We start from the raw sequence: 24,591 nt of genomic DNA, 5'->3' as shown, positions 1-24,591 counted from the left end.
TGGCCAGATGACCCAGACCCGCCTTGACGATCGTGACATCGCCATCCTTGCCGTCCTCGCGCGCGAGGGTCGCATCGCCAAGACCGAACTGGCGGCGCGGGTGAACCTCTCGCCCACGCCCTGCTGGGAGCGGATGAAGCGGCTGGAACAGGCCGGGCTGATCCGAGGCTATCGCGCCGAGATCGACCTGACCCTGCTCGGACCACACGTGCAGATCTTCGTCACCGTCGAACTGGACAGCCACAAGGCCGAAAGCTTCCAGACCTTCGAGCGGGTGGTGGCGCGCATGGATCAGGTGACCGGCTGCTGGGCGATCGGCGGCGGTCATGACTATCTGATGCAGGTGATCGCGCGCGACGTGGCGGCGTTTCAGGACCTGATGGACGGGATGCTGGAAAGCCGCGCCGGGGTGCGGCGCTATTTCAGCTATATCGTGACGAAGCCGGTGAAGGACGGACCACCGGCGCTGGGGTTGCTGGGCGGGTAAGTGCGGCGTAGGGCCTGCGGTCTGCCGTGGATGGCCGCTGAGGCGACTGTGCGACGCGGTTTATGGTGCCAGTATATCGAACGGCTGTTCGGCGTTGATGGCCACCAATGCGGCCAGCCGCCCGGACGGCAGGCCGCAGGCCCGGCGGCACTTCGTGCCTTGCTCCGGGCCGGGTCTGCCCTGCCACCCGAGTTTTCCTCTCTTCGGTCGTGGCGGAAAAAGAGAAATCCTCTGCCCGCCGCCCAACAATCAGCGAAATCCCCTGCCCGTCCACCCGCATCCTTCCCGCAACAGGGAGGGATGCGATGCTGGACGAACCCAAGGCGAAACTGGCCGATCCGGATCTGCTGAACCTGACCGGCGATTTTGCGGGCCATGGGCGGCTGGCGGTGCGCGACCCGGCGACCGGTGATCTGGTGGCACAGGTCGCCATCAGCGATGCGGCGGGCGCGCGGGCTGCGGTCGATGCAGCCGAGGTCGCCTTCACCGGCTGGTCGACGCTGCTGCCCCAGCATCGGGCCGAGATCCTGCATCGCTGGCACGGGCTGATCCTTCAGGCGAAAGAGGACCTGGCGCGGATCATGGTGGCCGAACAGGGCAAGCCCATCGGCGAGGCGCGGGGCGAAATCGATTATGCCGCGAGCTTCGTGCAGTTCTATGCCGAGGAGGCACTGCGCCCGAATATCGAGGGCGTCACCAGCCACTTGCAGGACGCCGAGATGGAGTTGTGGCGCGAGCCGGTGGGCGTCGCCGCGCTGATCACGCCGTGGAATTTCCCCTGCGCCATGATCACGCGCAAGGCGGCGGCGGCGCTTGGCGCGGGCTGCACCGTGGTCATCCATCCCTCGGCCGAAACGCCGCTCTCGGCGCTGGCGCTGGCCGAACTGGCGCGGCGCGCGGGCTTTCCCGGCGGCGTGGTGAATACCGTCATCGGCGATGCTGCGACCATCGTCGGCGCATGGACGGCGGATGCCCGCGTCCGCGCCCTGTCCTTCACCGGCTCGACCGAGGTCGGGCGGCTTCTCTATCGCCAGTCGGCGGACACGGTGAAGCGGCTGGTGCTGGAACTGGGCGGCCACGCCCCCTTCATCGTCTTCAAGGGTGCCGACCTGGACCGGGCGGTGGCCGAGGCGGTGAAGGCGAAATTCGCCACCTCGGGGCAGGATTGCCTCGGCGCGAACCGATTCTATATCCATCGCCCGATCTATGCAGAGTTCTGCGCCCGCTTCACCGCAGCGGTCGAGACGCTGACGCTCGGGCATGGGATGGATGACCCCGATCTCGGCCCGCTGATCCATGAGCGCCAGATCGCCAAGCAGATCGCCCATGTCGAGGATGCGCTGTCACACGGCGCGCGGCTCTTGACCGGCGGCAGGGTGGACGAGGCGCTTGGCCCACTGTTCTTCCGCCCGACCGTTCTGGCGGATGTGCCCGACGCGGCAGCGATCATGCGCCAGGAGACCTTCGGCCCGGTCGCCGCGCTGTCCCCCTTCGAGGATGAGGCCGAGGTGATCACCCGCGCCAATGCCAGCGAATACGGGCTCATCGCGTATCTCCACAGCCTCGACCCGCGCCGCATCTACCGTCTCACCCGGGCGCTGCACTACGGCATGGTCGCGGTGAACCGAACCAAGGTCACCGGCGCGCCGATCCCCTTTGGCGGGATGAAGCAGTCGGGGCTGGGCCGCGAGGGCGCGCGGCAGGGTTTGGAAGCCTTCACCGAGATCAAATATGTCTGCCGCGACTGGGGTTGAGCAACGCGACACCGGCCCGGGAACAAGGGCGAAGCCCGCCCGGACCAGCGCCTGCCCGTCCTGGTGGGCTGGCGCTTGGGTGCCGCTGTCCCTGAGTTCAGGCAAGAGAGGGCCTTTGCACCATAAACCGCGCCGACGATCCGTTGCGGCGCCACCCCACGGACAGGCGCTGGCCCTCTGGTCGCGCAAGATGACCCCGAAAGGAAACCGACATGCTGACGAATGACGAACTGGCGAAATGGGACCGCGAGAGCTTCTTCCACCCCTCGACCGCGCTGGGGCAATTCGCCCGGGGCGAGGCGCCGCAGCGGATCATCAAGGGCGGCGAGGGCGTCTTCATCACCGACCGCGACGGCAACCGGCTGCTCGATGGCTTTGCCGGGCTTTATTGCGTGAATGTCGGCTATGGCCGGACCGAGATCGCCGACGCCATAGCGAAACAGGCGCATGAGCTGGCCTATTACCACGCCTATGCCGGTCACGGGTCCGAGGCGAACATCACCCTTGCGAAGATGGTCATGGACCGCGCGCCCGAGGGCATGGCGCGGGTCTATTTCGGCTTGGGCGGCTCGGATGCCAACGAGACCAACATCAAACTGATCTGGTATTACAACAACATCCTCGGCCGGCCCGCGAAGAAGAAGATCATCAGCCGCTGGCGGGGCTATCACGGCTCGGGGCTGATGACCGGCTCGCTGACCGGGCTGGAGCTGTTCCACAAGAAATTCGACCTGCCGCTGGCGCAGGTCATTCATACCGAGGCGCCCTATCACTTCCGCCGCCCCGAGCTGACGATGAGCGAGGCGGATTTCGTCGCCCATTGCGTCGAGCGGCTGGAGGCGCTGATCGCCGCCGAGGGGGCCGACACTATCGCCGCCTTCATCGGCGAGCCGGTTCTGGGCACCGGCGGCATCGTGCCCCCGCCTGCGGGTTACTGGCCGGCGATCCAGAAGGTGCTCGACCGCCACGACATCCTGCTGATCGCCGACGAGGTGGTGACGGGTTTCGGACGGCTGGGGTCGATGTTCGGCAGCGATCACTATGGCCTGAAGCCCGACCTCATCACCTGCGCCAAGGGCCTGACCTCGGCCTATGCGCCGCTGTCGGCGACCATTGTCGGGAACCGCATGTGGGAGGTGCTGGCGCGCGGCACCGATGAGAATGGCGTGCTGGGCCATGGCTGGACCTATTCCGCCCATCCCATCGGTGCGGCGGCGGGGATCGCCAACCTGAAGCTGATTGACAAGCTGGGGCTGGTGCAGAATGCCGGCGAGACCGGGGCCTATCTGAACGCCGCCATGCGTGCGGCGGTCGGCGATCATCCGAATGTCGGCGAGGTGCGCGGCGAGGGGATGCTGTGTGCGGTGGAACTGGTGGCCGACCGCGAAGGGCGGCAGTTCTTTGAGCCGGCGCAGGGGATCGGTGCCAAGGTCGTGGCGGCGATGCTGCGGCGCGGGGTGATCGCGCGGGCGATGCCGCAGGGCGACGTCCTGGGCTTTGCGCCCCCCTTGTGCCTGACGCGGGAGGAGGCGGATCAGATCGTCGAGGTCACGAGCGAGGCGATTGCGGAAGTGTTGGGGTAATTGCCGCCGTCGGACCGGGGCGCTGCCCCGGGCCCCGGGATATATGGACCAGGTGAATGTGGTTTACCGGGACAGCTTGCGCAGCGCCTCGGGCGTGTCGATGTCGGGGAGTTGTCCTGACGCATCGATGATCTGGCCTGCGGGCAAGTCGCGCAAGAGGCGCCCTGCCCCTTGGTCGCCCGTCAACTCGGCAAGGCGCGGCAGCCAGCTTGCGGGAAAGCAGGCGGGCGGCATGGGCGGGCCATTCGCCTCGCGGCCGGCCGATGCATGGTCGTCGGTGCAGGCGGCGATGACACGATCCAGCAGTTCGGCGCTGACCAGCGGCATGTCGCCAAGCGCGATCAGCAGGCGGTCGGGCGTCCCTGCGGCGGCAATGCCCGCGCGCAGGCTGTCGGATTGTTCGCCCTGCGCGATGCGGATGACCTCGAACCCGTCCAGAAGCGCGGCGGTTTCGGCGGAACTGACCACGGCGATGCGGCGGTCCAGCGCCGCCGCGCGCATGGCTGCGGCAGCATGGGACAGAAGCGGCCGACCCGCGAAGGGGGCCAGTAGCTTGTCCTCGGGGCCAAAGCGGCGCGAAGCGCCGGCGGCGAGCAGCAGGCCGGTGCGCTTCGGCGGGTGGGCTGTGCCTTCCATCGCGCCGGACCCGGTCACCGCTTCTTCATCGCCTCGAGCAGCGCCGCGCCGAGCCCACCGGGGGCATCCGGTTTCGTGCCTTTCGGTGCCGCACCCTTGGGCTTGCCGCCCTGCCGCGATGGCTGCCCCCGGTCGGCGGGCTTCTCCTGCGAGGCGCCGCCATCCTTGCGCATGGTCAACCCGATACGCTTGCGGGCAATGTCGACCTCGGTCACGCGGACCTGCACGACATCGCCCGCCTTGACCACCTCATGGGGGTCCTTGACGAAACGGTCGGCCAGCTGGCTGACATGCACCAGCCCGTCCTGATGCACGCCGATATCAACGAAGGCACCGAAGGCCGCGACATTGGTGACGGTGCCTTCCAGCCGCATCCCGGGTTTCAGGTCCTTGATCTCCTCGACGCCCTCCGAGAACTTCGCCGTCTTGAACTCGGGCCGAGGGTCGCGACCGGGCTTTTCCAGCTCGCGGAAAATGTCGCGCACCGTGGGCAGGCCGAAGCTTCCGGTGACGAAATCCTCGGCGCGGAGCGCGTTCAGCGCCCCCGCCGTGCCGACGATCTGTCGCAGGTCCCGGCCACAGGCCGAGACGATCCGGCGCGCGACCTCGTAGGCCTCGGGATGGACGGACGATGCGTCCAGCGGCTCGGCCCCGTCGCGGATGCGCAGGAAGCCCGCGCATTGCTCGAAGGCCTTGGGACCAAGGCCCGAGACCTTCAAGAGCGTCTTGCGCGAGGGGAAGGAGCCATGTTCCTCGCGGTAAAGCACGATCGACTCCGCCAGCGACGGCCCCAGACCCGCGACCTGCGCCAGAAGCGGGGCCGAGGCGGTGTTTAGATCCACGCCCACCGCGTTCACCGCATCCTCGACCACCGCGTCCAGCGCGCGCGACAGGCTGCGCTGGTCCACGTCATGCTGGTATTGCCCGACGCCGATCGATTGCGGGGTGATCTTCACCAGTTCCGCCAGGGGGTCCTGCAAGCGCCGGGCAATCGAGACTGCACCGCGCAGCGAGACGTCGAGACCCGGGAATTCCCTGGCTGCCAGTTCCGAGGCGGAATAGACCGAGGCCCCGGCTTCGGACACCACCACCCGCGTCGGTGCCTTCACCCCCTGCGGCAAGAGCCGCAGCGTGTCGCCGACCAGCTTCTCGGTCTCGCGGCTGGCGGTGCCATTGCCGATGGCGACCAGTTCGACGCCATGCTTCGCGATCAGCTGGATCAGCGTGGCCTCGGCCCCGCGAACATCCATGCGCGGCTGGAAGGGATAGATCGTCGCGGTTTCCAGCAGCTTGCCGGTCTTGTCCACCACCGCGCATTTCACCCCGGTCCGGATGCCGGGGTCCAGCCCCAGCGTCGCCTTGGCACCGGCCGGCGCCGCCAGCAGCAGGTCCTTGAGATTGCGCGAAAAGACGGTGATCGCCGCCTCGTGCGCGCGCTGGCGCAATTCGCCCAAAAGGTCGATGTAAAGCGTCAGCGAGAACTTGACCCGCCAGGCCCAGTCCGCCGCCGCGCGCAGCCAGCGATCGCCGGGCGTATCGCCGGCGGTGCCAAGCGAGGCCGCGATCATGGCGATGGCCTGCGGCACGCCGGTCTCGGCCTCCGGGGCGACCTCGATGGTGACGATCTCTTCCTTGGCCGCGCGCAGGATGGCCAGCGCCCGGTGCGAGGGGATGTCGGCCCATTTCTCGCGCTGGTCGAAGTAATCGGCGAACTTGGCCCCCGCGGCCTCCTTGCCCTCGATCACCTTCGAGACGACGAAAGCCTCGCGCCGCATGAAATCGCGCAGCTTGCCCAGCAGGTCCGCACGTTCCGACAGCTCCTCGGTCAGGATGTCCCGCGCGCCGGTCAGCGCGTCCTTTACCGTCGGCACGGCCTCGGTCAGGTAGGCTTCGGCATGGGTTTCCGGTGCCACTGCCCGCTGGTCCATGATGGCGCGCAGCAGCGGCTCCAGACCGTTCTCGCGCGCGATCATCGCCTTGGTGCGGCGCTTGGGCTTGAACGGCAGGTAGATATCTTCCAGACCCGCCTTGGTCTCGGCCTGGGCGATGGCGCGCGTCAGGTCATCGGTCAGCTTGCCCTGCTCGCGAATGGATTTCAGGATCGCCTCGCGCCGCGCCTCGAGCTCGCGCAGGTAGGCCAGCCGCTCGGCCAGCGTCCGCAGCTGCGTGTCATCCAGCCCGCCGGTCACCTCCTTGCGATAGCGCGCGACGAAGGGCACGGTCGCCCCCTCGTCCAAGAGCGTCGCCGCCGCGGCAACCTGCGCCGGGCTGGCGGCGATCTCTTGCGCGATGACGCGGGCGATATGGGCGGCGGTCTGGGTCACGGTGGGCTCTCCATCTGTCGGAAGTCCGTGATAATCAGCCAGCGCCGGGGCGGCAACACGGAGTTGCGGCGGGGGTGACGCTTAGGCGCCATCGCAGCGAAGCCTTGCCCGTTAGAGGCCCGCCGAGATCGTCACCGGCCCGAGGCTGTTGCTGATGGTGCAGATCGCCTTGGCATCGGCGACGAGATCGGCACCACCCGGCTGGTCCATCGGCCAACCCTCGACGGCATAGCGGATGCTGCCCAGCCTGCCCGGCAGATCGAGCGCCCGTTCGCCGATCACGGTGATGGTGAAGGCCCCGGGCGTCAGCCCCTTGCCGCGGGCGACGATGCGCAGGGATTCGACGAGGCAATGGCCGAGCGAGGCGAGCAGCGTGACCACCGGCGTCGAATGCGGCGGATGGGCATGGCGCTCGCCCGTCTCGCCCTCGGCAAAACTCACGCCGCCCTCGCCGTCGAAATGGACGTGAACCGGGCCATAGGTCTTGGGTTTGAATTTCAGGGCCATCTCGGAACCTCTCCTGCGGTCAGGGTGATCGCAAGAGAGATTATTCCGCAGCAACCCGATTGGCGATCCCGGAAGGGCTCGAACCCTCAACCTGCCGATTAGAAGTCGGCCGCTCTATCCAGTTGAGCTACGGGACCGCGTGGCGGCTTTCTGCGTGATCGGGCGTCCGGGTGCAAGCACCGCCTCACTTGGCGGCGGTGCAATCCTCGGCCACGGGCGCATCCGCATCCTCGGGGCCCTTGGTGATCATGGCGTCGTCGCCCTTGGTCCAGATCTGGTAGCCCGGCGCCGGCGTGTCGCTGCGATAGCGCGCGCCCGAGGCCGAGACGGCCAGCGGCAGGACCATCAGCTTTCCCTCGATGACAGCGGTCGCATAGCCGGTGTCGGAATCGGGCGGATTGACGAAGATCACCGGCACGGTCACGTCACCGGCGCAGCGATAGGTGACCGGCACCTGTTCCGGCGTCTGGCCTTGCGGGGTCATGGCGCAGGCAGGCGCGGCAAGGGCGAGAAGCCCGGCGGCAAAGCGTAGATACATGGTTTAACTCACAATTCCCGCGTCATGAAGACGCTGTTGGGGTCAGGGCGATAGCTGCCGAAGGGCGCGCATTCGGAAAAACCAGCACGGGCATAGAGGCCACGGGCCGAGGCGAAACTGTCCTGCGATCCGGTCTCGAGCGAGAGCCGGGCGAGACCATCCGCGCGCGACGCGGCAAGCATGTGGTCCAGAAGCCGGCGCGACAGGCCGCGGCCCCGTGCCTCGCTGAGCACATGCATGGATTTCACCTCGCCATGGCCCGGCGCGATGGTCTTCACAGCACCCATGGCCAGCGGGCCGGTCTGGTCGCGCAGCACGAAGAAAGCAATATCAGGCCGGTCCAGATCGGCGCGCGGCATCATGTGGATCGATTCGGGTGGCGTGTCGCCATGCACCATCTCGACGGTGTGGCGTTCGAACAGCAGCGCGAGATCAGCCGCCAGCGGGCTGTCGCGCGTGATCGTCAATGCGTCCATGGCGAACGGCGGTCGGTGGCGAAATTCTCGCCATAACCGCGCGGACGGACATTGGCGGCGCGGCTGTGCGGATCCACGACCGTGACCTCGATCTTGTTGGCGCGGGCATATTCCTCGGCCTGCTTGCGGGTCTCGAAGCGCAGGCGCACCTGGCTTTGGGTGTCGTCGCTGCTGGTCCAGCCCATCAGCGGGTCGATCTCGCGCGCGTCGGCGGGCGGAAATTCCAGCACCCAGCCCTGGGTCTGGGCAAGGCCCGACTGCATGGCGTTGCGGGCAGGCTGATAGATGCGGGCGCGCATGGGCTGGTTCCTTCCAGAGCGGTCTTGCCGTCTTATCGCCAATGCACGCGCCCGGATCAAGGGCCGGATCGTCGCAGGACCGGGAACAATGCCGGGCATCTTGGCGTTCCGCCTGCACAAGATTTCAGGGAGAGAAACATGAACATCCTCAAGCCCCTTGGCCTTGCCGTCCTGCCGCTTGCACTGGCCGCCTGCGCCCCGCCGCCGACCCAGGTGATCGTCCCGATCATCGAGGAGACCCCGGTGACCGAGGCCGACGCCCCCGGCGACACCTGCGGCGCGACCACCTATCAGCAATATGTGGGCCAGCAATCGCCGCAGATCAGCCTGCCCGCCGGCACCGTCATCCGCCACTACCGGACCGGCGATCCGATCACGATGGATCACGCCTCGGGCCGGATCAATTTCGAGTATGACCGGACCGGCAAGCTGGTGAAGGTCGCCTGTGGCTGACCGCACGCAGCGGTGATTTCGGGATCGCGGGCGCGGCGGATATGCTGGGCGCCCGCGACGCCTTCAGGATGGAGACGCCATGACCCGCCTTCCCCTCCTCGGCCTTGGTCTTCTGACGTTGGCCGCCTGCGAACCTGCTGCGCCTACCGGGACGCCCGCCGCAGCACTCGCCTGCGATGACAGTTACCAGTCCCTCGTCGGCCAGAATATCGGCGCGGTCACCCTGCCCGCCGGTCTGTCGCACCGGATCATCTCGCCCGGCATGGCAGTGACCGAGGATTACAACCCGGACCGGCTGAACGTCTATGTCGATGACAAGGGCTGGATCGCCAAGACCGAGTGCTGGTGAGGCTCAGCCCCGGCTGTCCCGCCCCAGCCGCCAGGTGCCCCAGCCGGCGAGCAACAGCGCGAGCCCCGAGGCAACCGTGCGGACCTGGTTCCAGACTTGCCAGCGCGGTGAATAATCGGCCCAGATCGCGGCGGCTTCGGCCCGGTCCTGCGGGATGGTCACCTGTGCGAGCGCCTCGTTCATTGGCACATTGACCGCAAGCGTCAGGATCAGCCCGCCGAGGGTGTAAACGACCGCCGCCGCCGCAAAGGCCAGCGCGGCCGCGCCCGAGGCCCTGCGACTCGCCAGCGCCGTGACCAGAAGCACCAGCGGCGTGCCGAAGAAGGCCGGCGCAAAGACCGCATTCCTGACCGAGGCATTCATCGCCTGCATGGCGGCAATGGCGACCTGCGGATCGGCGGCGTCCAGCCCCCACATGGTCGATGAAACCCAGGCATAGAAGAAGCCGAAGATCGCGCCGGAAAACAGCAGCGACAGCAGTGCGAAGACCATTGCGAAACCCCTGACTGATAACGATACGCGCCCGTTCTGGACGATCGGGCGGCGCTTGCCAACTGGTCCGAGGAGCCGGGCGCTTGGTTCAGCCGCGCCGTTTCGACCGCTTGTTGCCGCCGCGCTGGCCCGCCCGTCCCGCCGTGGACCGGCCCGAGGATTTCACCGCCTCTTCCGCCGCCGCCTCGATGGCCGATTGCCGCGCCAGCGGATCGTCGGCAATCGCCAGATCGACGGCTTCCAGCCGCTTCACCTCGTCCCGCAACCGCGCCGCATCCTCGAATTCGAGGTTCTCGGCGGCCTTGCGCATCTGCGCCCTGAGCGCCTCGAGATGCGCCTGCAGGTTCGAGCCGACCATCGGCTTGTCGATCTTCGCGGTGATCCGTGACTGGTCGGTATCGCCCTGCCACAGGCCCGCCAGAACATCCTCGACATTCTTGCGCACGGTCTGGGGGGTGATGCCATGCTCGACATTATAGGCGTGCTGCTTGGCACGCCGCCGATCCGTCTCGGCAATCGCGCGTTCCATGCTGCCGGTCATCTTGTCGGCATAGAGGATCACCCGGCCATCGGCGTTCCGCGCCGCCCGGCCGATGGTCTGGATCAGCGAGGTTTCCGAACGCAGGAAGCCCTCCTTGTCGGCATCCAGAATGGCGACGAGGCCACATTCAGGAATATCAAGACCTTCGCGCAACAAGTTAATGCCGACCAGCACATCGAAAGCGCCAAGGCGCAGGTCGCGCAGGATCTCGATGCGTTCGATGGTGTCGATGTCGGAATGCATGTAGCGGACCTTGATGCCCTGCTCGTGCATGTATTCGGTCAGATCCTCGGCCATGCGCTTGGTCAGCGTGGTGACCAGCGTGCGCATCCCCGCAGCGGTCACCTTGCGCACCTCGTCCAACAGGTCATCGACCTGCATTTCCACCGGGCGGATCTCGACCACCGGGTCCAGAAGGCCGGTCGGGCGGATCACCTGTTCGGTAAAGACGCCGCCGGTCTGGTCCATCTCCCATTGCGCGGGCGTGGCCGAGACAAAGACCGACTGCGAGCGCATCGCGTCCCATTCCTCGAATTTCAGCGGGCGGTTGTCCATGCAGGACGGCAGGCGGAAGCCGTGTTCCGCCAGGGTGAACTTGCGCCGGAAGTCGCCCCGATACATGCCGCCGATCTGCGGCACCGAGACATGGGATTCATCGGCGAAGACGATGGCATTGTCGGGGATGAACTCGAACAGCGTGGGCGGCGGCTCGCCGGGCGCGCGGCCGGTCAGGTAACGCGAATAGTTCTCGATGCCGTTGCAGACGCCGGTGGCCTCCAGCATCTCGAGATCGAAATTCGTCCGCTGCTCCAGCCGCTGCGCCTCCAGCAGCTTGCCCTCGTCGGTCAGCTGCTTCAGCCGCTCGATAAGTTCCTTGCGGATGCCCTTGATCGCCTGCTGCATGGTCGGGCGCGGGGTGACGTAGTGGCTGTTCGCATAGATGCGGATCTGCTTGAAACTGTCGGTCTTCTGGCCGGTCAGCGGGTCAAACTCGGTGATCGCCTCCAGCTCGTTGCCGAAGAAATCGAAGCGCCAGGCCCGGTCCTCGAGGTGCGCCGGCCAGACCTCGACCAGATCGCCGCGCACGCGGAAGCCGCCGCGCTGGAAGCTGGCGTCGAGGCGGCGGTACTGCTGCGCCACCAACTGGCCCAGAAACTCGCGCTGGTCATAGGAATTGCCCACGATCATGTCCTGGGTCATGGCCGAATAGGTCTCGACCGAACCGATGCCGTAGATGCAGCTGACCGAGGCCACGATGATCACGTCATCGCGTTCCAGAAGCGCGCGGGTGGCCGAGTGGCGCATCCGGTCGATGGCCTCGTTGATCTGGGATTCCTTCTCGATATAGGTATCCGACCGCGCCACATAGGCCTCGGGCTGGTAGTAGTCGTAGTAGCTGACGAAATACTCGACCGCGTTGTCGGGGAAGAAGCCCTTGAATTCGCCATACAACTGCGCCGCCAAGGTCTTGTTCGGGGCAAGGATGATGGCCGGTCGCTGGGTCTCTTCGATGACCTTGGCCATGGTGTAGGTCTTGCCGGTGCCGGTCGCGCCCAGAAGCACCTGATCGCGCTCGCCGTCGCGCACGCCCTGCGACAGCTCGGCAATGGCCGTGGGCTGGTCGCCGGCGGGCAGGAATTCGCTGGACATGACAAAGCGCCGCCCGCCCTCGAGCTTGGGACGGCTGACTTCGGGAAAGCGCGCGACGGGGGCGTTGGTGTTGTTGTGAGCCATGCGGTTCAAGGTGGGCGTGAGGGACGGAAAGTCAAGCCGGGCTGCTGATAGGAGGTGTCAGGAGGCGGGGGAGTGTCGGAAATGTAGGGCTGAGGGCCGCGCCCGGCCCTCGGGTGGGCGTTCGTGGCGGCTCGCTTGCCGTGCTTTATGGTGCAAACCACATCCGACTGCCGTGCTGATCGCAGCGTCGCAATGCGCCCTCCCGGTGGGAGGGTCGGGCGCGGCCCGTGCTGGTCGCACGGGCCAAGGCGTGAATAACGGCCCCTTACCGCTTCAACCGCATCGGCTGCAGTTCCGCCCAGCCCTGCCCGCCATCCATCTCGTCGGCGAGGATCTCGGCGGTAACCGGGCCCAAGGTAAAGCCCTGGTGGCCATGGCCGAAATGGGCCCAGAGGTTCTCGTGATCGGGCACCCGGCCAACCACCGGCAGCATGTCGGGCATGCAGGGGCGGCGGCCGGTCCAGGGTTCGGCCTCAACCGGGGCGCCGATATGGAACAGCTCCTGCGCGGCCTTCTCGCCATGCTTGAGCTGCGGCGGCGACAGGCGCGGATGCGGGGTCAGCTCGGCGGCGGTGGCGATGCGCAAGCCCCGGCGCATGGGCGACAGCACCACCGAATTGCCGAAATCGGCGATCGGGTGATTGGGCGGCGTCTCCATGTGGTAATGCTTGTGATAGCCGCGCTTGTAGACCATCGGCACCTTCAGTGCATAGCGCGCCAGCAGCATCGGTGACCACGGCCCCAGCGCGATGACGGCATGTTCACCTTCGGCCTCGTCGGCCTTCCAGCCCTTGCCGGCGCGGTGCAGATCGCCCGCATCGCCGACCACGACACGACCGCCGCGCTTCTGGAACAGCGTCGCATAGGCCGCCACCAACCCGCCGGGATCGGCACAGTTCCAGCTGTCAGACCAATGGGTTGCGCCCTCAACCTCGATCTTGATCGAAGGTTCCAGCCGGGCCAGTTGCTTGCCATCCATCAGCGTCGCCTCGACCCCGAACTCGGTCAGGAAGCGCTCGGCCACCTTGCGCGCCTTGTCCATCTTGGCAGGGGTGCGGTGGATCTCGATATAGCCGTCGCGGCGGATGATATTGTCGGCACCGGCAGCGGCGATCAGCGGGCCGTGCCGCTCGGTCGATTGCCGGATCAGCTTGCCCCAGGTCTGCGAGGCGCGTTTATGCGCCGCCGGCAGCGAGTTCCGGGCATAGGTCAGCACCGCCTGCGCCTGCGACAACAGACCCGAGACGTTCCATTTCACGTCATAGCCGCGACCCATGGCGATCTGCAGCAGCGCACCCGGCGCCAGCGGCATGGCATAGGGCTCCACCGCTTCGGTCTGGATCAGCCCGGCATTGCCATAGCTGGTCTCGCGGCCCGGCGCGGTGCGGTCGATCATGACCACCTCATGCCCGCGCGCCTGCAAGGCCAGCGCCGTGCTGACCCCCACCATCCCTGCACCCAGAACCAGAATCTCGGCCATCACCGCCTCCACACAGCATTTCCGCGAGCAGATGCTTATTCCTCTGCGATCTGGCAAGGATTATCGCACCTTCTGCGGAGTCCTGTCGAAAATTCGCAAGATCCTTCTGCGCTGCAGAAATTCCGTCGAAGAAGGTTCGAAAAAAAGGGGCCGTCACCCCACCCCTGCCCGCTGGCAGAGGAGGCTGACGGCCCCGGCTGATTCTCGTTACGGGTCTGGCGGTTCAGAACTCGACCCCGGCCTGCGCGATGATGCCCTGCGACTTGAACGGGTGCTTCACCTCGGTCATCTCGGTGACCAGGTCGGCGGCCTCGATCAGCTCGTCCTTGGCATTGCGGCCGGTCAGGATGACATGGGTCATCGGCGGCTTCTCGGTCAGCAGGAACTCGACCACCGCATCGACGTCGAGATAGTCATAGCGCAGCGCGATGTTGATCTCATCGAGCAGCACCAGCCGCATCGCCGGATCGCGGATCAGCTCTTTCGCCTTCTCCCATGCGGCACTGGCGGCGGCGATGTCGCGCTGCCGGTCCTGCGTGTCCCAGGTAAAGCCCTCGCCCATGACATGGATCTGGCATTCCTTGGCAAAGTGATCGCGCAACACCCGCGCCTCGCCGGTCTCCCATCCGCCCTTGATGAACTGCACCACGGCGCAGGGCATCCCGTGACCGATGGCGCGGAGGATCATGCCGAAGCCCGAGGAGGACTTGCCCTTCCCCTTGCCGGTATGGACGATGATCAGGCCCTTCTCGCCACCGGTCTTGCCGGCCATGATCTTCTGCCGCGCGGCCTGAATGCGCTTCTTCTTCTCGCTGTGGCGAATGTCCTCGTCGCTCGCGTCTGTCATGTCCCTGCCCTTGGTTGATGGCGGGACAGTGGCACAGCGGCGCGCGCGGCGAAACCCGTCAGGGCACGTCCCGGCCAAGCGCCGCCTGATAGAGCGCGAACCAGTCCTGCCGGTCCATCCGCACCGCCAGCGCCTGATGGGCCTGGGCGATGCGGTCGAGATTGTTGGTGCCCACCACCGGCATGATCCGCGCCGGATGGGCAAGAAGCCAGGCGAGGGCCACGGCGCCCATATCGACACCCTCGCGCTCGGCCAGGTCCTTCAGCATTGCGGTCAGCTCGGGCCGGACCGAGGCAAACAGGCTGCCACCGCCAAGCGGCGACCAGGCCATGACCGGGATGCGGCGTTCCATCAGGAAGGCCAGATCGCCATTCTCAAAGGGTTCATGCGCCAGAAGGCTGAGTTCGATCTGGTTGGCCGAAAGCGGCTGTTCCATCCGGCTTTGCAACAGGCTCATGTCCCAGGGCCGGAAATTCGAGACGCCCACCGCCCGGGTCTTGCCCTCGGCTACCAGCTGGTCCAGCACCGCGCCGGTCGCGTCGGCATCCATCATCGGGTCGGGGCGGTGGATCAGCAGCAGATCCACCTGCTCGACCGCCAGATCGCGCAGGCTTTGTTCCAGCGAGGCGCGGATATAGGCGGGGCTGGTGTCGTAATGCTTGACCTGCGCGCCATTCCTGCCCGGCGGCACGATGCCGCATTTGGTGACCAGTTCTATCCGCTGGCGCAGGTCCGGCGCGGCCCGCAGCGCCGCGCCCAGAAGGGTCTGGCCGGTGCCGCCGCCATAGATATCGGCATGGTCCATCGTGGTAATGCCCTGCGCCAGGCAGGCCTCGATCTTCCGTTGCACCAGCGCCGGCGAGGTGTCGGCATCATCGCCAAGGCGCCACATGCCATAGACGATGCGGCTGAGGCTGACGCCGCCTCCGGGCAGGTCGATCCGTTCCATGATTGCGTCCTTTGGCTGGCTCAGGTCAGGCGCGCGGGGGCAAGCTCGGGAAAGACCGCTCCGCCCGCCATCGCATCGGCCAGAAGAACGCCGCTGATGGCCGCCAGAGTCAAGCCGTGATGACCATGCCCGAAATTGGCCCAGAGGCCCCGTTGACCCGGCACCGCGCCAATGACCGGTAGCATGTCGGGCATGCAGGGTCGCCGGCCGGTCCAGGCCTGCGGCTCCACCGGATCGAGCGGTCCCAGGAGTTCGGCGGCGGCGGCCTCGCCCCGGCGCAATTGTCGCGGGTCGGGGCTGGGCTGGGCGGCCAGATCGGCGGCGGTGCAGATGCGCAGGCCCGCCTGCATCGGCGCCAAGACCACGCCATGTTCCAGATCGGCGAGGGTATGGCGCGGGGTCGTCGCCGGGCGATAGTGCCGATGATAGCCACGCTTCAGCAGCATCGGCACCCGCAAGCCGAAGCGCCCGGCCAGAGCGGGCGACCATGGGCCAAGGGCAATGACGGCAGCCCCGGCCTCGACCGTGCCGCCTTCGGCCAGTCCCAGCCGCCAGCCGCTGGCGGCCCGGTGCAGGCCCATCGCGTCCCCTCGCAGGATGCGGCCGCCGCGACGGGCGAAAAGATCGGCATAGCGCGCGGTCAGCGCGGCCGGGTCGCTGACCGTCCAGCAATCGCGCCAATGCAGCGCGCCGGGGAGGTCGCGCCGAATGGCCGGCTCGGTCGCGCGCAGCCCCGCCCCGTCCAGCACCTGCACCGCCACGCCATAATCCTCGGCAAAGCGTCGCGCCATCGCCCGGCCCTCGTCCAGCCCCCGGTTGCTGCGGAAAAGCTCCAGGTAACCGTCGCGGCGGATCAGATCCTCCGCCCCCGCAGCCTCGATCAGCGGGGCGTGGCTCGTGCAGGCCTCGGGGATCAGCCGGCGATAGGCGGCGATGGCGCGGGCATGGGCAAGGGGGCGCGAATGCCGGGCATAGCGCAGCAATGCCTCGCCCTGCCCCATCAGCGCCGCCGGGGTCCAGCGTACATCATTGCTGCGCCCGCTGGCGATCTGCCACAGCGCGCGGGGCGCCAAGGGCATGGCATAGGGCTCGACCGCCTCGCATTGAATGATGCCGGCATTGCCGAAGCTGGTTTCCTGCCCCGGCGCCGCACGGTCGACCAGGGTGACGGCATGGCCCTGCTGCTGCAAGGCCAGCGCCGCCGAGACGCCGACGATCCCGGCGCCGAGAACCAGCGTCTCCGGCATCATCCCCTAGCGCAGGTCCGGGTGGACGTAATCGGCCAGCGACTCGCGCAGGTTCAGCTTGCTGATCTTGCCGGTGGCGGTCATCGGCAATTGCTCGACGAAGACGATGTCATCGGGCAATTGCCAGCGCGCCATCGACCCCAGCATCAGCGCCTGGATCTCCTCGAGCGTCGGCAGGTCATCGGCGGATTTCGCCACCACGACCAAGAGCGGCCGCTCGTCCCATTTCGGATGTGGCACGGCGACCACCGCCGCCTGCGCCACCTTGGGATGGGCGGTGGCGATGTTTTCCAGATCGATCGAGCTGATCCATTCGCCGCCCGACTTGATCAGGTCCTTCGACCGGTCATGCAGCTGCAGGTAGCCATCGCCCCGAATCGAGGCGACATCGCCGGTGGCGAACCAGCCCTCGGCATCCATCACCTTGGCGGTGGCGGCGTCATTCTCGTAATAGCCCGAGGTGATGTTGTTGCCGCGCACATACAATTCGCCCTTGGCCTTGCCGTCATGGGGCTGGCGCTTGCCGTCATCGCCGACGATCTTCATCTCGACGCCATAGGCGCGGCGGCCTTGGGTGGATTTCAGCGCCATGCGCTCGTCAAAGGGCAGGTCGGCGATTTGCCAGGCCAGCGCGCCATGGCTGCCGATTGGGCTCATCTCGGTCATGCCCCAGGCATGGTTGACGCTGACCCCGCTCTGCTCGAAGCGCTCGATCAGCGAGCGCGGCGCGGCGCTGCCGCCGACGACGATCTGGCGCAGCGCGGCGGGCTTGCGACCATGGCGGTCGATGGCGCCCTGCAGCCCCTGCCAGATGGTCGGCACGCCCCAGGAGCTGGTGACGCCCTCCTCCTCCATCAGCGTCCACAGGCTTTCGCCATCGAGGTTCGGCCCCGGAAAGACCAGATCGGCCCCGACCATCGGCGCCAGATAGGGCAGGCCCCAGGCGTTCACATGAAACAGCGGCACCACCGGCAGGATCCGGGCATCGCGCCCCATATCGGTCAGAAAGCCGCTGGCCGCGATCTGAAGCGTGTGCAGCACGCTCGAACGGTGGGAATAGAGCACGCCCTTGGGATCGCCGGTCGTCCCCGAGGTATAGCAGAGACCCGCCGCCGTGGTCTCGTCGAACTCGGGCCAGTCGCGCGTGGTCGGTTGGCCGTCCAGCAGATCCTCATAGCAAAACGCGTTCAGCGTGTTCTCGGGCATATGCGCGGCATCGGTCATGAAGACATGGCGCATGTCGGCCGGGAAAATGTCCTTCAGCTTTTCCAGAAGCGGCACGAAGGTCAGGTCGGAAAACAGCAGCATGTCGCCGGCGTGATTGGTGATATAGCCCAGCTGCTCGGCCGAGAGGCGCGGGTTGATGGTGTGGCAGATCGCGCCGATATTCGAGATGGCGTAATACAGTTCCATGTGGCGATAGCCGTTCCAGGCCAGCGTCGCCACGCGGTCGCCGGGCTTCACCCCAAGTTCCTCGAGCGCCAGCGACAGCTGCACCACCCGCGCGCGCATGGTCGGATAATCGGTGCGATGAATGTCACCCTCGACCCGGCGCGAGACGATGGTGGCATGGCCATGAACCTCTGCGGCATAGTCCAGGATGCCGCTGATCAGCAGCGGCCGGTGCATCATCATACCCTTCATCACGTTCCTCCTCGTGGTCATGCGGATGTGGCGGCAGCCTGTTGGTCCATCCGAGTCGGATCAACCGCAGGTCGTCCCTTGGACGCAGGGTAACCGAGCGCGAACGTCGGGTCACCTCCTGCCATGGAGTCGGGGGGATGGCAGTTGTGCCACATGCGCGGCACTGGGCGGGCGCCTGTCCGTGGGCCGGCGCCGGAACGGTTCGCCGGCACGCTTTATGGTGCCAAGGCCCTCGCATCCTGATCTCGGGACCAGCGTCACCAAAGCGCCGGCCCGCCGGGACGGGCAGGCGCTCGCCCGACGGTCTTGCAGACCGCGTATCGGGCGGGGTCTGCGGCTCACCCCACCGGGCGCGGCACCAGCGGCGGCTCGACATCCTCGGGCAGCGGGTTCCGGTAGGGCGTTTTCCTCAGCCGCTCGGCATGTTCGGCCTGCGCCTCGGCCAGCAGCGCCGGGTCCTCGATCAGCATCTGGGCGCAGCGCGCCATCACCTTGGCGGCATGGGTCATGCCCTTGTGCGCGGCAGGGGACTTGCCCTGCGCGGTGATCTGCCAGCTGTGCGCGGGCGTGCCGATGGCATGGGTGGCGACCAGCACCTCGCTGAGCGGGACAACCCAAGACACATCCGACACGTCGGTCGAGCCGATCAGCACCTCGCCCCCGGGCCGCAGCGGCACGATGTAGTCACACAGCGGCTCGTCCTCGCGCGGCTCCATCGCCACGCCGCGATAGGGCGCGGCCAGATCGGCCTCGGTCAGCGTTGCCTGAATGGCGCGGGCATAGAGGCGGTCGGCCTCGTCAAAGGGCACGCCGCCCAACTCCTCCAGCGCCCGCTGCATGGCACCGTCCATGACCTTGTTCTCCAAGGTGCTCGACACCGCCGAGAAGATCTGGAAGGACATTTCGGTGCCGGTCATCAGCGCCGCGCCACGGGCCACGTCCTTCACCCGCTCGACCAATGCCAGCATTTCCGCCGAATGCAGCGCGCGGATGGAATAGCGCACCTTGGCGCGGGACTGCACCACGTTCGGGGCCGAGCCGCCAGCATCGAGATAGGCGTAATGGATGCGCGCATCCTGCACCATATGCTCGCGCAGATAGTTCACCCCCACCGAGGTCAGCTCGACCGCATCCAGCGCCGAGCGGCCCAGATGCGGGTTCATCGCCGCATGGCTCGAGCGGCCCTGAAAGGTGAAGTCGATGCGGGTATTGGCGAGGCTGAGGGGATCATCCACCCGGGTCATGCCGTCGGGATGCCAGGTCACGGCGGCATCGACATCGGCGAAGGCGCCATCGCGGACCATGAAGGTCTTGGCCGCCCCGCCCTCTTCCGCCGGGCAGCCGTAATAACGCACCCGGCCGGGCGTCCCGGTTTCCGCCAGCCAGTCCTTCAGCGCGGTGGCGGCCAGCAGCGCGGCCGAGCCCAGCAAGTTATGCCCGCAGCCATGGCCATTGCCGTTCGGCGTCACCTCGCGCGGCTCGGCGATGCCCGCCACCTGCGACAGACCCGGCAGCGCGTCATATTCGCCAAGGATGGCAATGACCGGCCCGCCCTCGCCCGCCTCGCCCATCACGGCGGTAGGAATGCCGGCCACGTTCTCGGTCACGCGGAATCCCTTGGCCTTCAGCATCTCGGCATGGGCCTGACACGAGGCATATTCGCCATAGAGCAGTTCCGGCGTCGACCAGACCTGGTCGGCCAGCCCGGTCAGGTCATCGCGATGGGTCTCGACATGGGCCCAGATCGGCGGGGTGTTCAGCATCGCGGCATCCTCACAGCATCGAGGGCACGACCAGATCGGGCGGGCGGTGGCCGTCGGCGAAGGTCTTGATGTTGATGATCACCTTCTCGCCCATCTCGTTGCGACCCTCGACCGTTGCCGAGCCCATATGCGGCAACAGGACGACATTCGGCAATTCGCGCAGGCGCGGGTTGATCTCGTGCCCGTGCTCGAACACGTCGAGACCAGCGCCGGCGATCTCGCCCGCGCGCAGCATCCGGGTCAGGGCGTTCTCGTCGATCACCTCGCCGCGCGAGGTGTTGATGACCACGGCCGAGGGTTTCAGCAGCTTCAGCCGCCTTGCGTTCAGCAGGTGGAAAGTGCCGGGCGTATGCGGGGCATTGACGCTGATGATGTCCACCCGCGCCATCATCTGGTCGAGGCTTTCCCACCAGGTCGCCTGCAATTCCTCTTCGATCTCGGGGCGCAGGCGCTTGCGGTTGTGGTAATGGACCTGCATGCCGAAGACATTTGCGCGCCGCGCCACCGCCTGGCCGATCCGGCCCATGCCGAGAATCCCCAGACGCCGGCCACCGACGCGCCCGCCCAGGTGCGAGGTCGGCGCCCAGCCATGCCAGCGCCCGGCCTGCATCTCGGCCAAGCCCTCGGGGATCTTGCGGGTGACGGCGAGGATCAGCGCCATCGCCATGTCGGCGGTATCCTCGGTCACGACCCCCGGCGTGTTCGAGATCAAGACCCCGCGCTGACGCGCCGACAGGACGTCGATATGGTCAACACCCGCGCCGTAATTGGCGATCAGCTTCAGCCGCTCGCCGGCCTGTGCCAGCATGTTCGCGTCGATATGGTCGGTGACGGTGGGCACCAGCACGTCGCTGTCGCGCATCGCGCGGGCCAGTTCCTCGCGCGTCATCTTGGTGTCGCTCTCGTTCAACGAGACGTCGAAAAGCTCCTTCATCCGGGTCTCGACCGCCTCGGGCAGGCGTCGCGTCACCGTGACCTTCAGGCGTGGGCGCGATGATGATGACATATTGACCTCACATTCTCGACGACGTGGTGCTGCGCACTTTTCTTGCGCGGCCGGTTTTGGCAAACTGCCCCCGTTGAGGGGCAGGCACAAGACCCCTGTAGGTGGGTTGTCGCGGTCATCGTGCCGCGAGCGATCCGAGGATGAGGCAAGGCAGGCGGCAGGCAGCGCCCGGTGGACCGGGCGCGGCGGGCTGATGGCAGGCAGGAACGGGCAAGGAATGACGCTTTCAAAGGGTTTCGGCGCGATCGGAACGAGGATGCGGCGGGGGATCATCTTCGGCACTGCAGTGGCCCTTGCGCTGCCATTGCTGGCGGGCGGCCCCGCGCCGGCGGAAACATCCGACACAGGAACACCGGCCCCAGAGGCGGTCACCATCCCGCCCGGCGTCACCATCGTCTCGACCGGCGGCCCCGACAATTCCACCAATGGCCTGCCGGTCCCTGCGGGCGGCGGCGTCATCGTGCTGAGCCAGGCGCCAAGCGCCGATGCCCAGATCAGCCGCAACCCCGGTGGCCGCGACCCCAATCGCGGGCCGGTGACCAACATGCCCCTGCCCCGCTATGTCAGCCTCAAGGGCGGCGAGGGCAACGCGCGGCGCGGGCCGAGCCTCTCGCATCGCATCGACTGGGTCTTCCGCCATGCCGGGATGCCGCTGCGCGTGGTGGCCGAGTTCGGCCACTGGCGCCGGGTCGAGGACAAGGACGGCGCCGGGGGCTGGGTCCATTACGCGCTGCTCTCGGGCGTGCGCACCGCCATCGTGCAAGAGGACATGGTGGAACTGCATTCCAAGCCCGACCTCGATTCGGATGTCGTCGCCCGGGCGGAGGCCGGGGCCATCGTCCGCCTTGGCGAATGCACCAAGGACTGGTGCCGCATCTCGGGCGGGGGCGAACGGGGCTGGGTGATGAAGCCCTCGATCTGGGGTGTCGATCCGGGCGAAGTGCGGGAATAGGTCAGACCCGCCGACCGCGAGGGCCGGCGGGTGCGATCAGGCCGTTCCGATCAGGCCCCAGCCTCGCATTTGAAATAGGTCAGCGTGGTCGAGTCGTCGGTCAGGCGCAATTCGCCCGGGCGGTTCTGCAGTTCGACGACGCGGTTCCGCTGCTCGCCCTCGCCGGCACAGGACAGCGTGACCTGCGTGGACGAGGTGCCGGGCTCCGAGGCCGCGACGGTGCAGGCGGATTCGTAGAAGTTGAACTTGTTGCCCTCGATGGTAAGCCGGGTCTCGGGCGCGCCCTGATCGGTGCAATCCGAGGCCCTGAGGTTATAGGTGCCGTTCAGCGAACCGGGCGCGTCGATCGGCCCGGCTGCGGGTTCCGGCACGGGCGGCGCGGCGCCCTCTTCGCAGGCGGCAAGCCCGAGGGTGGCGATGGTGGCAATGGCAAACAGGCTGACGGTTTTCATGAACTCTCTCCCTTTACATCGGGCGCTCAGCTCAACCCGCGCCCCTCTAGTAAAGGCCCAACCCCCGGCATTCGTTCCCTGAACTCGATCCAGAGGTCATCGGCCTGCGCCGATCCGCCGCGCGACAGGATCGCGCTTTCCAGCCGTTTCGCAGTTTCGGGGTCGAAGATGTCGCCGGCCTCGACAAAGGCGGCGAAGGCATCGGCATCCATCACCTCGGACCACATGTAGCTGTAATAGCCGCTGGCGTAATGGCTGCCGGAAAAAACATGGCTGAAATGCGGCGTGTCGTGGCGCAGCGGGATGGCCGGGGGCGCACCCAGTTGCGCCAGCAGATCGGCCTGCCGCGCCGCAGGGTCGGCGGGCGCATCGCCCCGGTGGAAGGCCAGATCGACCAGCGCCGATTCCAGGTATTCGACGGTCGAGAAGCCGGCATCGGCCTTGTCTGCGGCCAGCAGGCGGTCCAGCAGCGCCGGTGGCAGCGGCTCTCCCGTCTGGTAATGCCGGGCATGCTGCGACAGAACCTGCGGCTGCGACAGCCAGTGCTCGTAAAGCTGGCTCGGCAATTCGACGAAATCGAGCGCGACCGAGGTGCCCGAGATCGAGGGCCAGTGCACATCCGACAGGATGTGATGCAGCGCATGGCCGAACTCATGGAACAGCGTGCGGGCATCGTCCCAGGACAGGAAGGCCGGGGCACCGGGCTGATCCGGCGGGGTGAAGTTGCAGACATTCACCACGATGGGTCGCTGCCCCGCGCCGATCTTGTGCTGGGGTTGCAGCGAGGAACACCAGGCCCCCGAGCGCTTGCCCGGTCGGGCGTAGTAATCACCAAGGAAGACCGCCATCGGCTGGCCGTCGCGGCTGATCTGCCAGGCCCGCACATCGGGGTTCCACAAGGGCGCCTCGAAGGGCGTGAACTCCAGCCCGAACAGGCGCTGCGCGGTGTCGAAGACCGCGCCGATCATCGCGTCGAGCGTCAGGTAGGGTTTCAGCAGGTCGGGGTCGAAATCATGCTCGGCCCGCTTGCGGCGCGCGGCGTAATGGCGCCAGTCCCATGCTTCCAGCGGCCCATTTCCGCCCTCGGCTTGCAGCATCTCGGTCAGCGCGACCTCGTCCTTTTGCGCCCGCGCCACAGCCGGACGCCAGACCTGCATCAGCAGATCCTCGACCCGGTCCGCATCGCGCGCCATCTCCGGCTCGAGCCGGTAGGCGGCGAAATCGGCATAGCCGAGCAGCCGGGCCTTTTCATGCCTCAGCGACAGGATCTCGGTGACCAGACCGCGATTGTCGGTGGCAGCACCCCCGGCGCCCGCGCCCGAGCCACGCGCGGCCCAAGCCCGGAAGGCCATCTCGCGCAGCGCCCGATCTTCGGAGAGTTCCAGGAACGGCACGATCAGCGAGCGGCTGAGGGTGACGACCTGCCCGGTCAGCCCGCGTTCCCGCGCCGCCGCGCGCATCGCGCCCAGAAGCCAGTCGGGCAGCCCGGCCAGCCGGTCATCGGGGATGGGCAGAACGAAATCGCGCTCGTCGGTCAGCACGTTCTGGGAAAACTGCGTGGTCAGCACCGCCAGCCGCTCGTTGATCGCCGCCAGCCTTGCGCGATCCTCGGGCGGCAGACCGGCCCCCGAGCGGCGCCGGGCGCGCAGCTGCAATTCGGTGATCCGGGCATCCTCGACCGGCAGCGCCTCCACGGCGTCCGAGACAGCCTGCACCCGCTCGAACAGCCGCGGGTCCATCATCACCGTGCTGGAATAGGCCGACAGTTTCGGCGCCAGATCGCGCTGCAATGCCTCGCGCGCGGGGTTCGAGGCGACGCCGGCCAGCGTGTAGAACACCCCGCAGGCACGATCCAGCGGCTCCTCGCAGGTCTCCATCGCGGCGACGGTATTGACGAAATCCGCCGGCGCGGCATTGGCGGCGATGGCCTCCACCGCGGCCTCGGCGCGCGCCAGTTCGGCATCGATGACCGGGGCGAAATCCGCGTCCGCGATCAGGTCAAAGCGCGGCAGCCCATGCGGGCCGGTCCACTGCGTCAGTTCGGGATTCATCGGCGGCTCCTCTGCGTGTCGGACCAG

The 24,591-nt window shown here is 67.2% G+C and carries 23 protein-coding genes and 1 tRNA gene; 6 read left to right on the top strand and 18 right to left on the bottom strand.

Translation table 11 applies throughout. The annotated features are described in order from the left end of the window. The first annotated feature begins 7 nt into the window (after positions 1 to 7). The 3 genes from CX676_RS02800 (at position 8) to CX676_RS02790 (ending at position 3,824) form a co-directional block, all read left to right on the top strand. Positions 8 to 487 carry an Lrp/AsnC family transcriptional regulator gene (locus tag CX676_RS02800; protein ID WP_101754103.1) on the top strand — a complete coding sequence of 160 codons (480 nt, stop codon included), beginning with the start codon at positions 8 to 10 and terminating at the stop codon, positions 485 to 487. Positions 488 to 792: 305 nt separating this feature from the next. Beyond that, positions 793 to 2,241 (top strand): NAD-dependent succinate-semialdehyde dehydrogenase, encoded by a 1,449-nt coding sequence (locus CX676_RS02795; protein WP_101751257.1) that lies wholly within the window; start codon positions 793 to 795, stop codon positions 2,239 to 2,241. Between the two features lie 212 nt (positions 2,242 to 2,453). Beyond that, positions 2,454 to 3,824, top strand: a complete 1,371-nt coding sequence (locus CX676_RS02790; protein ID WP_101751256.1) for an aspartate aminotransferase family protein — start codon at positions 2,454 to 2,456, stop codon at positions 3,822 to 3,824. 63 nt (positions 3,825 to 3,887) lie between these two features. On the opposite strand, the gene CX676_RS02785 is transcribed toward CX676_RS02790, so the two are convergent. From CX676_RS02785 to CX676_RS02755, 7 genes are all read right to left on the bottom strand, one after another. Beyond that, positions 3,888 to 4,478 carry a nucleotidyltransferase family protein gene (locus CX676_RS02785; protein WP_157935831.1) on the bottom strand — a complete coding sequence of 197 codons (591 nt, stop codon included), beginning with the start codon at positions 4,476 to 4,478 and terminating at the stop codon, positions 3,888 to 3,890. Next, positions 4,475 to 6,784: a Tex family protein gene (locus CX676_RS02780; RefSeq protein ID WP_101751254.1), complete on the bottom strand. Its 2,310-nt coding sequence runs from the start codon at positions 6,782 to 6,784 to the stop codon at positions 4,475 to 4,477. Before CX676_RS02780 ends, CX676_RS02785 begins: the two co-directional genes overlap by 4 nt. 111 nt (positions 6,785 to 6,895) lie before the next feature. After that, a complete protein-coding gene (locus CX676_RS02775; RefSeq protein WP_101751253.1) occupies positions 6,896 to 7,291 on the bottom strand; it encodes an OsmC family protein in 396 nt (131 codons plus the stop codon). A 60-nt stretch (positions 7,292 to 7,351) separates the two neighbouring features. Then, positions 7,352 to 7,428, bottom strand: a tRNA-Arg gene (locus CX676_RS02770). Positions 7,429 to 7,475: 47 nt separating this feature from the next. Continuing rightward, positions 7,476 to 7,829: an MliC family protein gene (locus CX676_RS02765; protein ID WP_101751252.1), complete on the bottom strand. Its 354-nt coding sequence runs from the start codon at positions 7,827 to 7,829 to the stop codon at positions 7,476 to 7,478. An 8-nt stretch (positions 7,830 to 7,837) separates the two neighbouring features. Beyond that, complete coding sequence (locus CX676_RS02760) at positions 7,838 to 8,305, bottom strand: GNAT family N-acetyltransferase (protein WP_101751251.1); 468 nt, start codon at positions 8,303 to 8,305, stop codon at positions 7,838 to 7,840. After that, a complete protein-coding gene (locus CX676_RS02755; RefSeq protein ID WP_101751250.1) occupies positions 8,293 to 8,604 on the bottom strand; it encodes an ETC complex I subunit in 312 nt (103 codons plus the stop codon). Before CX676_RS02755 ends, CX676_RS02760 begins: the two co-directional genes overlap by 13 nt. Before the next feature lie 138 nt (positions 8,605 to 8,742). Here CX676_RS02755 and CX676_RS02750 point away from each other — a divergent pair, with 138 nt between their 5' ends. Together CX676_RS02750 and CX676_RS02745 are read left to right on the top strand one after the other, a co-directional pair. Next, positions 8,743 to 9,057 carry an I78 family peptidase inhibitor gene (locus tag CX676_RS02750; RefSeq protein WP_232816568.1) on the top strand — a complete coding sequence of 105 codons (315 nt, stop codon included), beginning with the start codon at positions 8,743 to 8,745 and terminating at the stop codon, positions 9,055 to 9,057. A 79-nt stretch (positions 9,058 to 9,136) separates the two neighbouring features. Then, entirely contained in the window at positions 9,137 to 9,406 is a 270-nt protein-coding gene (locus CX676_RS02745) for an I78 family peptidase inhibitor (RefSeq protein WP_101751249.1), read from the top strand. A gap of 3 nt (positions 9,407 to 9,409) precedes the next feature. Here the strand turns inward: CX676_RS02745 and CX676_RS02740 are convergent, their stop codons facing one another. From CX676_RS02740 to CX676_RS02700, 9 genes are all read right to left on the bottom strand, one after another. Then, positions 9,410 to 9,898 carry an anthrone oxygenase family protein gene (locus CX676_RS02740; RefSeq protein ID WP_101751248.1) on the bottom strand — a complete coding sequence of 163 codons (489 nt, stop codon included), beginning with the start codon at positions 9,896 to 9,898 and terminating at the stop codon, positions 9,410 to 9,412. Between the two features lie 88 nt (positions 9,899 to 9,986). Beyond that, a complete protein-coding gene (gene uvrB, locus CX676_RS02735; protein WP_101751247.1) occupies positions 9,987 to 12,173 on the bottom strand; it encodes an excinuclease ABC subunit UvrB in 2,187 nt (728 codons plus the stop codon). 265 nt (positions 12,174 to 12,438) lie between these two features. Beyond that, positions 12,439 to 13,653, bottom strand: a complete 1,215-nt coding sequence (locus tag CX676_RS02730) for an NAD(P)/FAD-dependent oxidoreductase (RefSeq protein WP_101751246.1) — start codon at positions 13,651 to 13,653, stop codon at positions 12,439 to 12,441. Between the two features lie 223 nt (positions 13,654 to 13,876). Beyond that, positions 13,877 to 14,500 carry a cob(I)yrinic acid a,c-diamide adenosyltransferase gene (cobO, locus tag CX676_RS02725; RefSeq protein ID WP_101751245.1) on the bottom strand — a complete coding sequence of 208 codons (624 nt, stop codon included), beginning with the start codon at positions 14,498 to 14,500 and terminating at the stop codon, positions 13,877 to 13,879. 58 nt (positions 14,501 to 14,558) lie between these two features. Continuing rightward, the gene (locus tag CX676_RS02720; protein WP_101751244.1) at positions 14,559 to 15,449 is read right to left on the bottom strand and encodes an aldo/keto reductase; all 891 of its coding nucleotides are present in this window, start codon (positions 15,447 to 15,449) and stop codon (positions 14,559 to 14,561) included. 20 nt (positions 15,450 to 15,469) lie between these two features. Continuing rightward, positions 15,470 to 16,696 carry an NAD(P)/FAD-dependent oxidoreductase gene (locus tag CX676_RS02715; RefSeq protein WP_101754101.1) on the bottom strand — a complete coding sequence of 409 codons (1,227 nt, stop codon included), beginning with the start codon at positions 16,694 to 16,696 and terminating at the stop codon, positions 15,470 to 15,472. A gap of 6 nt (positions 16,697 to 16,702) precedes the next feature. Next, on the bottom strand, positions 16,703 to 18,340 hold the full coding sequence (locus CX676_RS02710) for a long-chain-fatty-acid--CoA ligase (protein WP_101751243.1): 1,638 nt from the start codon (positions 18,338 to 18,340) through the stop codon (positions 16,703 to 16,705). A 338-nt stretch (positions 18,341 to 18,678) separates the two neighbouring features. Further along, positions 18,679 to 20,103, bottom strand: coding sequence for an amidohydrolase (locus tag CX676_RS02705; RefSeq protein ID WP_101751242.1), 1,425 nt, complete (start codon positions 20,101 to 20,103; stop codon positions 18,679 to 18,681). A gap of 10 nt (positions 20,104 to 20,113) precedes the next feature. Beyond that, positions 20,114 to 21,109, bottom strand: a complete 996-nt coding sequence (locus CX676_RS02700; protein WP_101751241.1) for a 2-hydroxyacid dehydrogenase — start codon at positions 21,107 to 21,109, stop codon at positions 20,114 to 20,116. Between the two features lie 217 nt (positions 21,110 to 21,326). Here CX676_RS02700 and CX676_RS02695 point away from each other — a divergent pair, with 217 nt between their 5' ends. Beyond that, positions 21,327 to 22,061, top strand: a complete 735-nt coding sequence (locus CX676_RS02695; protein WP_232816567.1) for an SH3 domain-containing protein — start codon at positions 21,327 to 21,329, stop codon at positions 22,059 to 22,061. A 50-nt stretch (positions 22,062 to 22,111) separates the two neighbouring features. Here CX676_RS02695 and CX676_RS02690 read toward each other — a convergent pair whose 3' ends face one another. Together CX676_RS02690 and CX676_RS02685 are read right to left on the bottom strand one after the other, a co-directional pair. After that, positions 22,112 to 22,513: a hypothetical protein gene (locus tag CX676_RS02690; protein ID WP_101751240.1), complete on the bottom strand. Its 402-nt coding sequence runs from the start codon at positions 22,511 to 22,513 to the stop codon at positions 22,112 to 22,114. A gap of 26 nt (positions 22,514 to 22,539) precedes the next feature. Further along, a complete protein-coding gene (locus CX676_RS02685; RefSeq protein WP_101751239.1) occupies positions 22,540 to 24,564 on the bottom strand; it encodes a M3 family metallopeptidase in 2,025 nt (674 codons plus the stop codon). Between the last annotated feature and the right edge of the window lie 27 nt (positions 24,565 to 24,591).

The organism is Paracoccus zhejiangensis (assembly GCF_002847445.1).
GTDB lineage: Bacteria > Pseudomonadota > Alphaproteobacteria > Rhodobacterales > Rhodobacteraceae > Paracoccus > Paracoccus zhejiangensis.
Note: the sequence above shows the minus strand (reverse complement) of the source record. Positions and strands in the feature narration are given on the sequence as shown.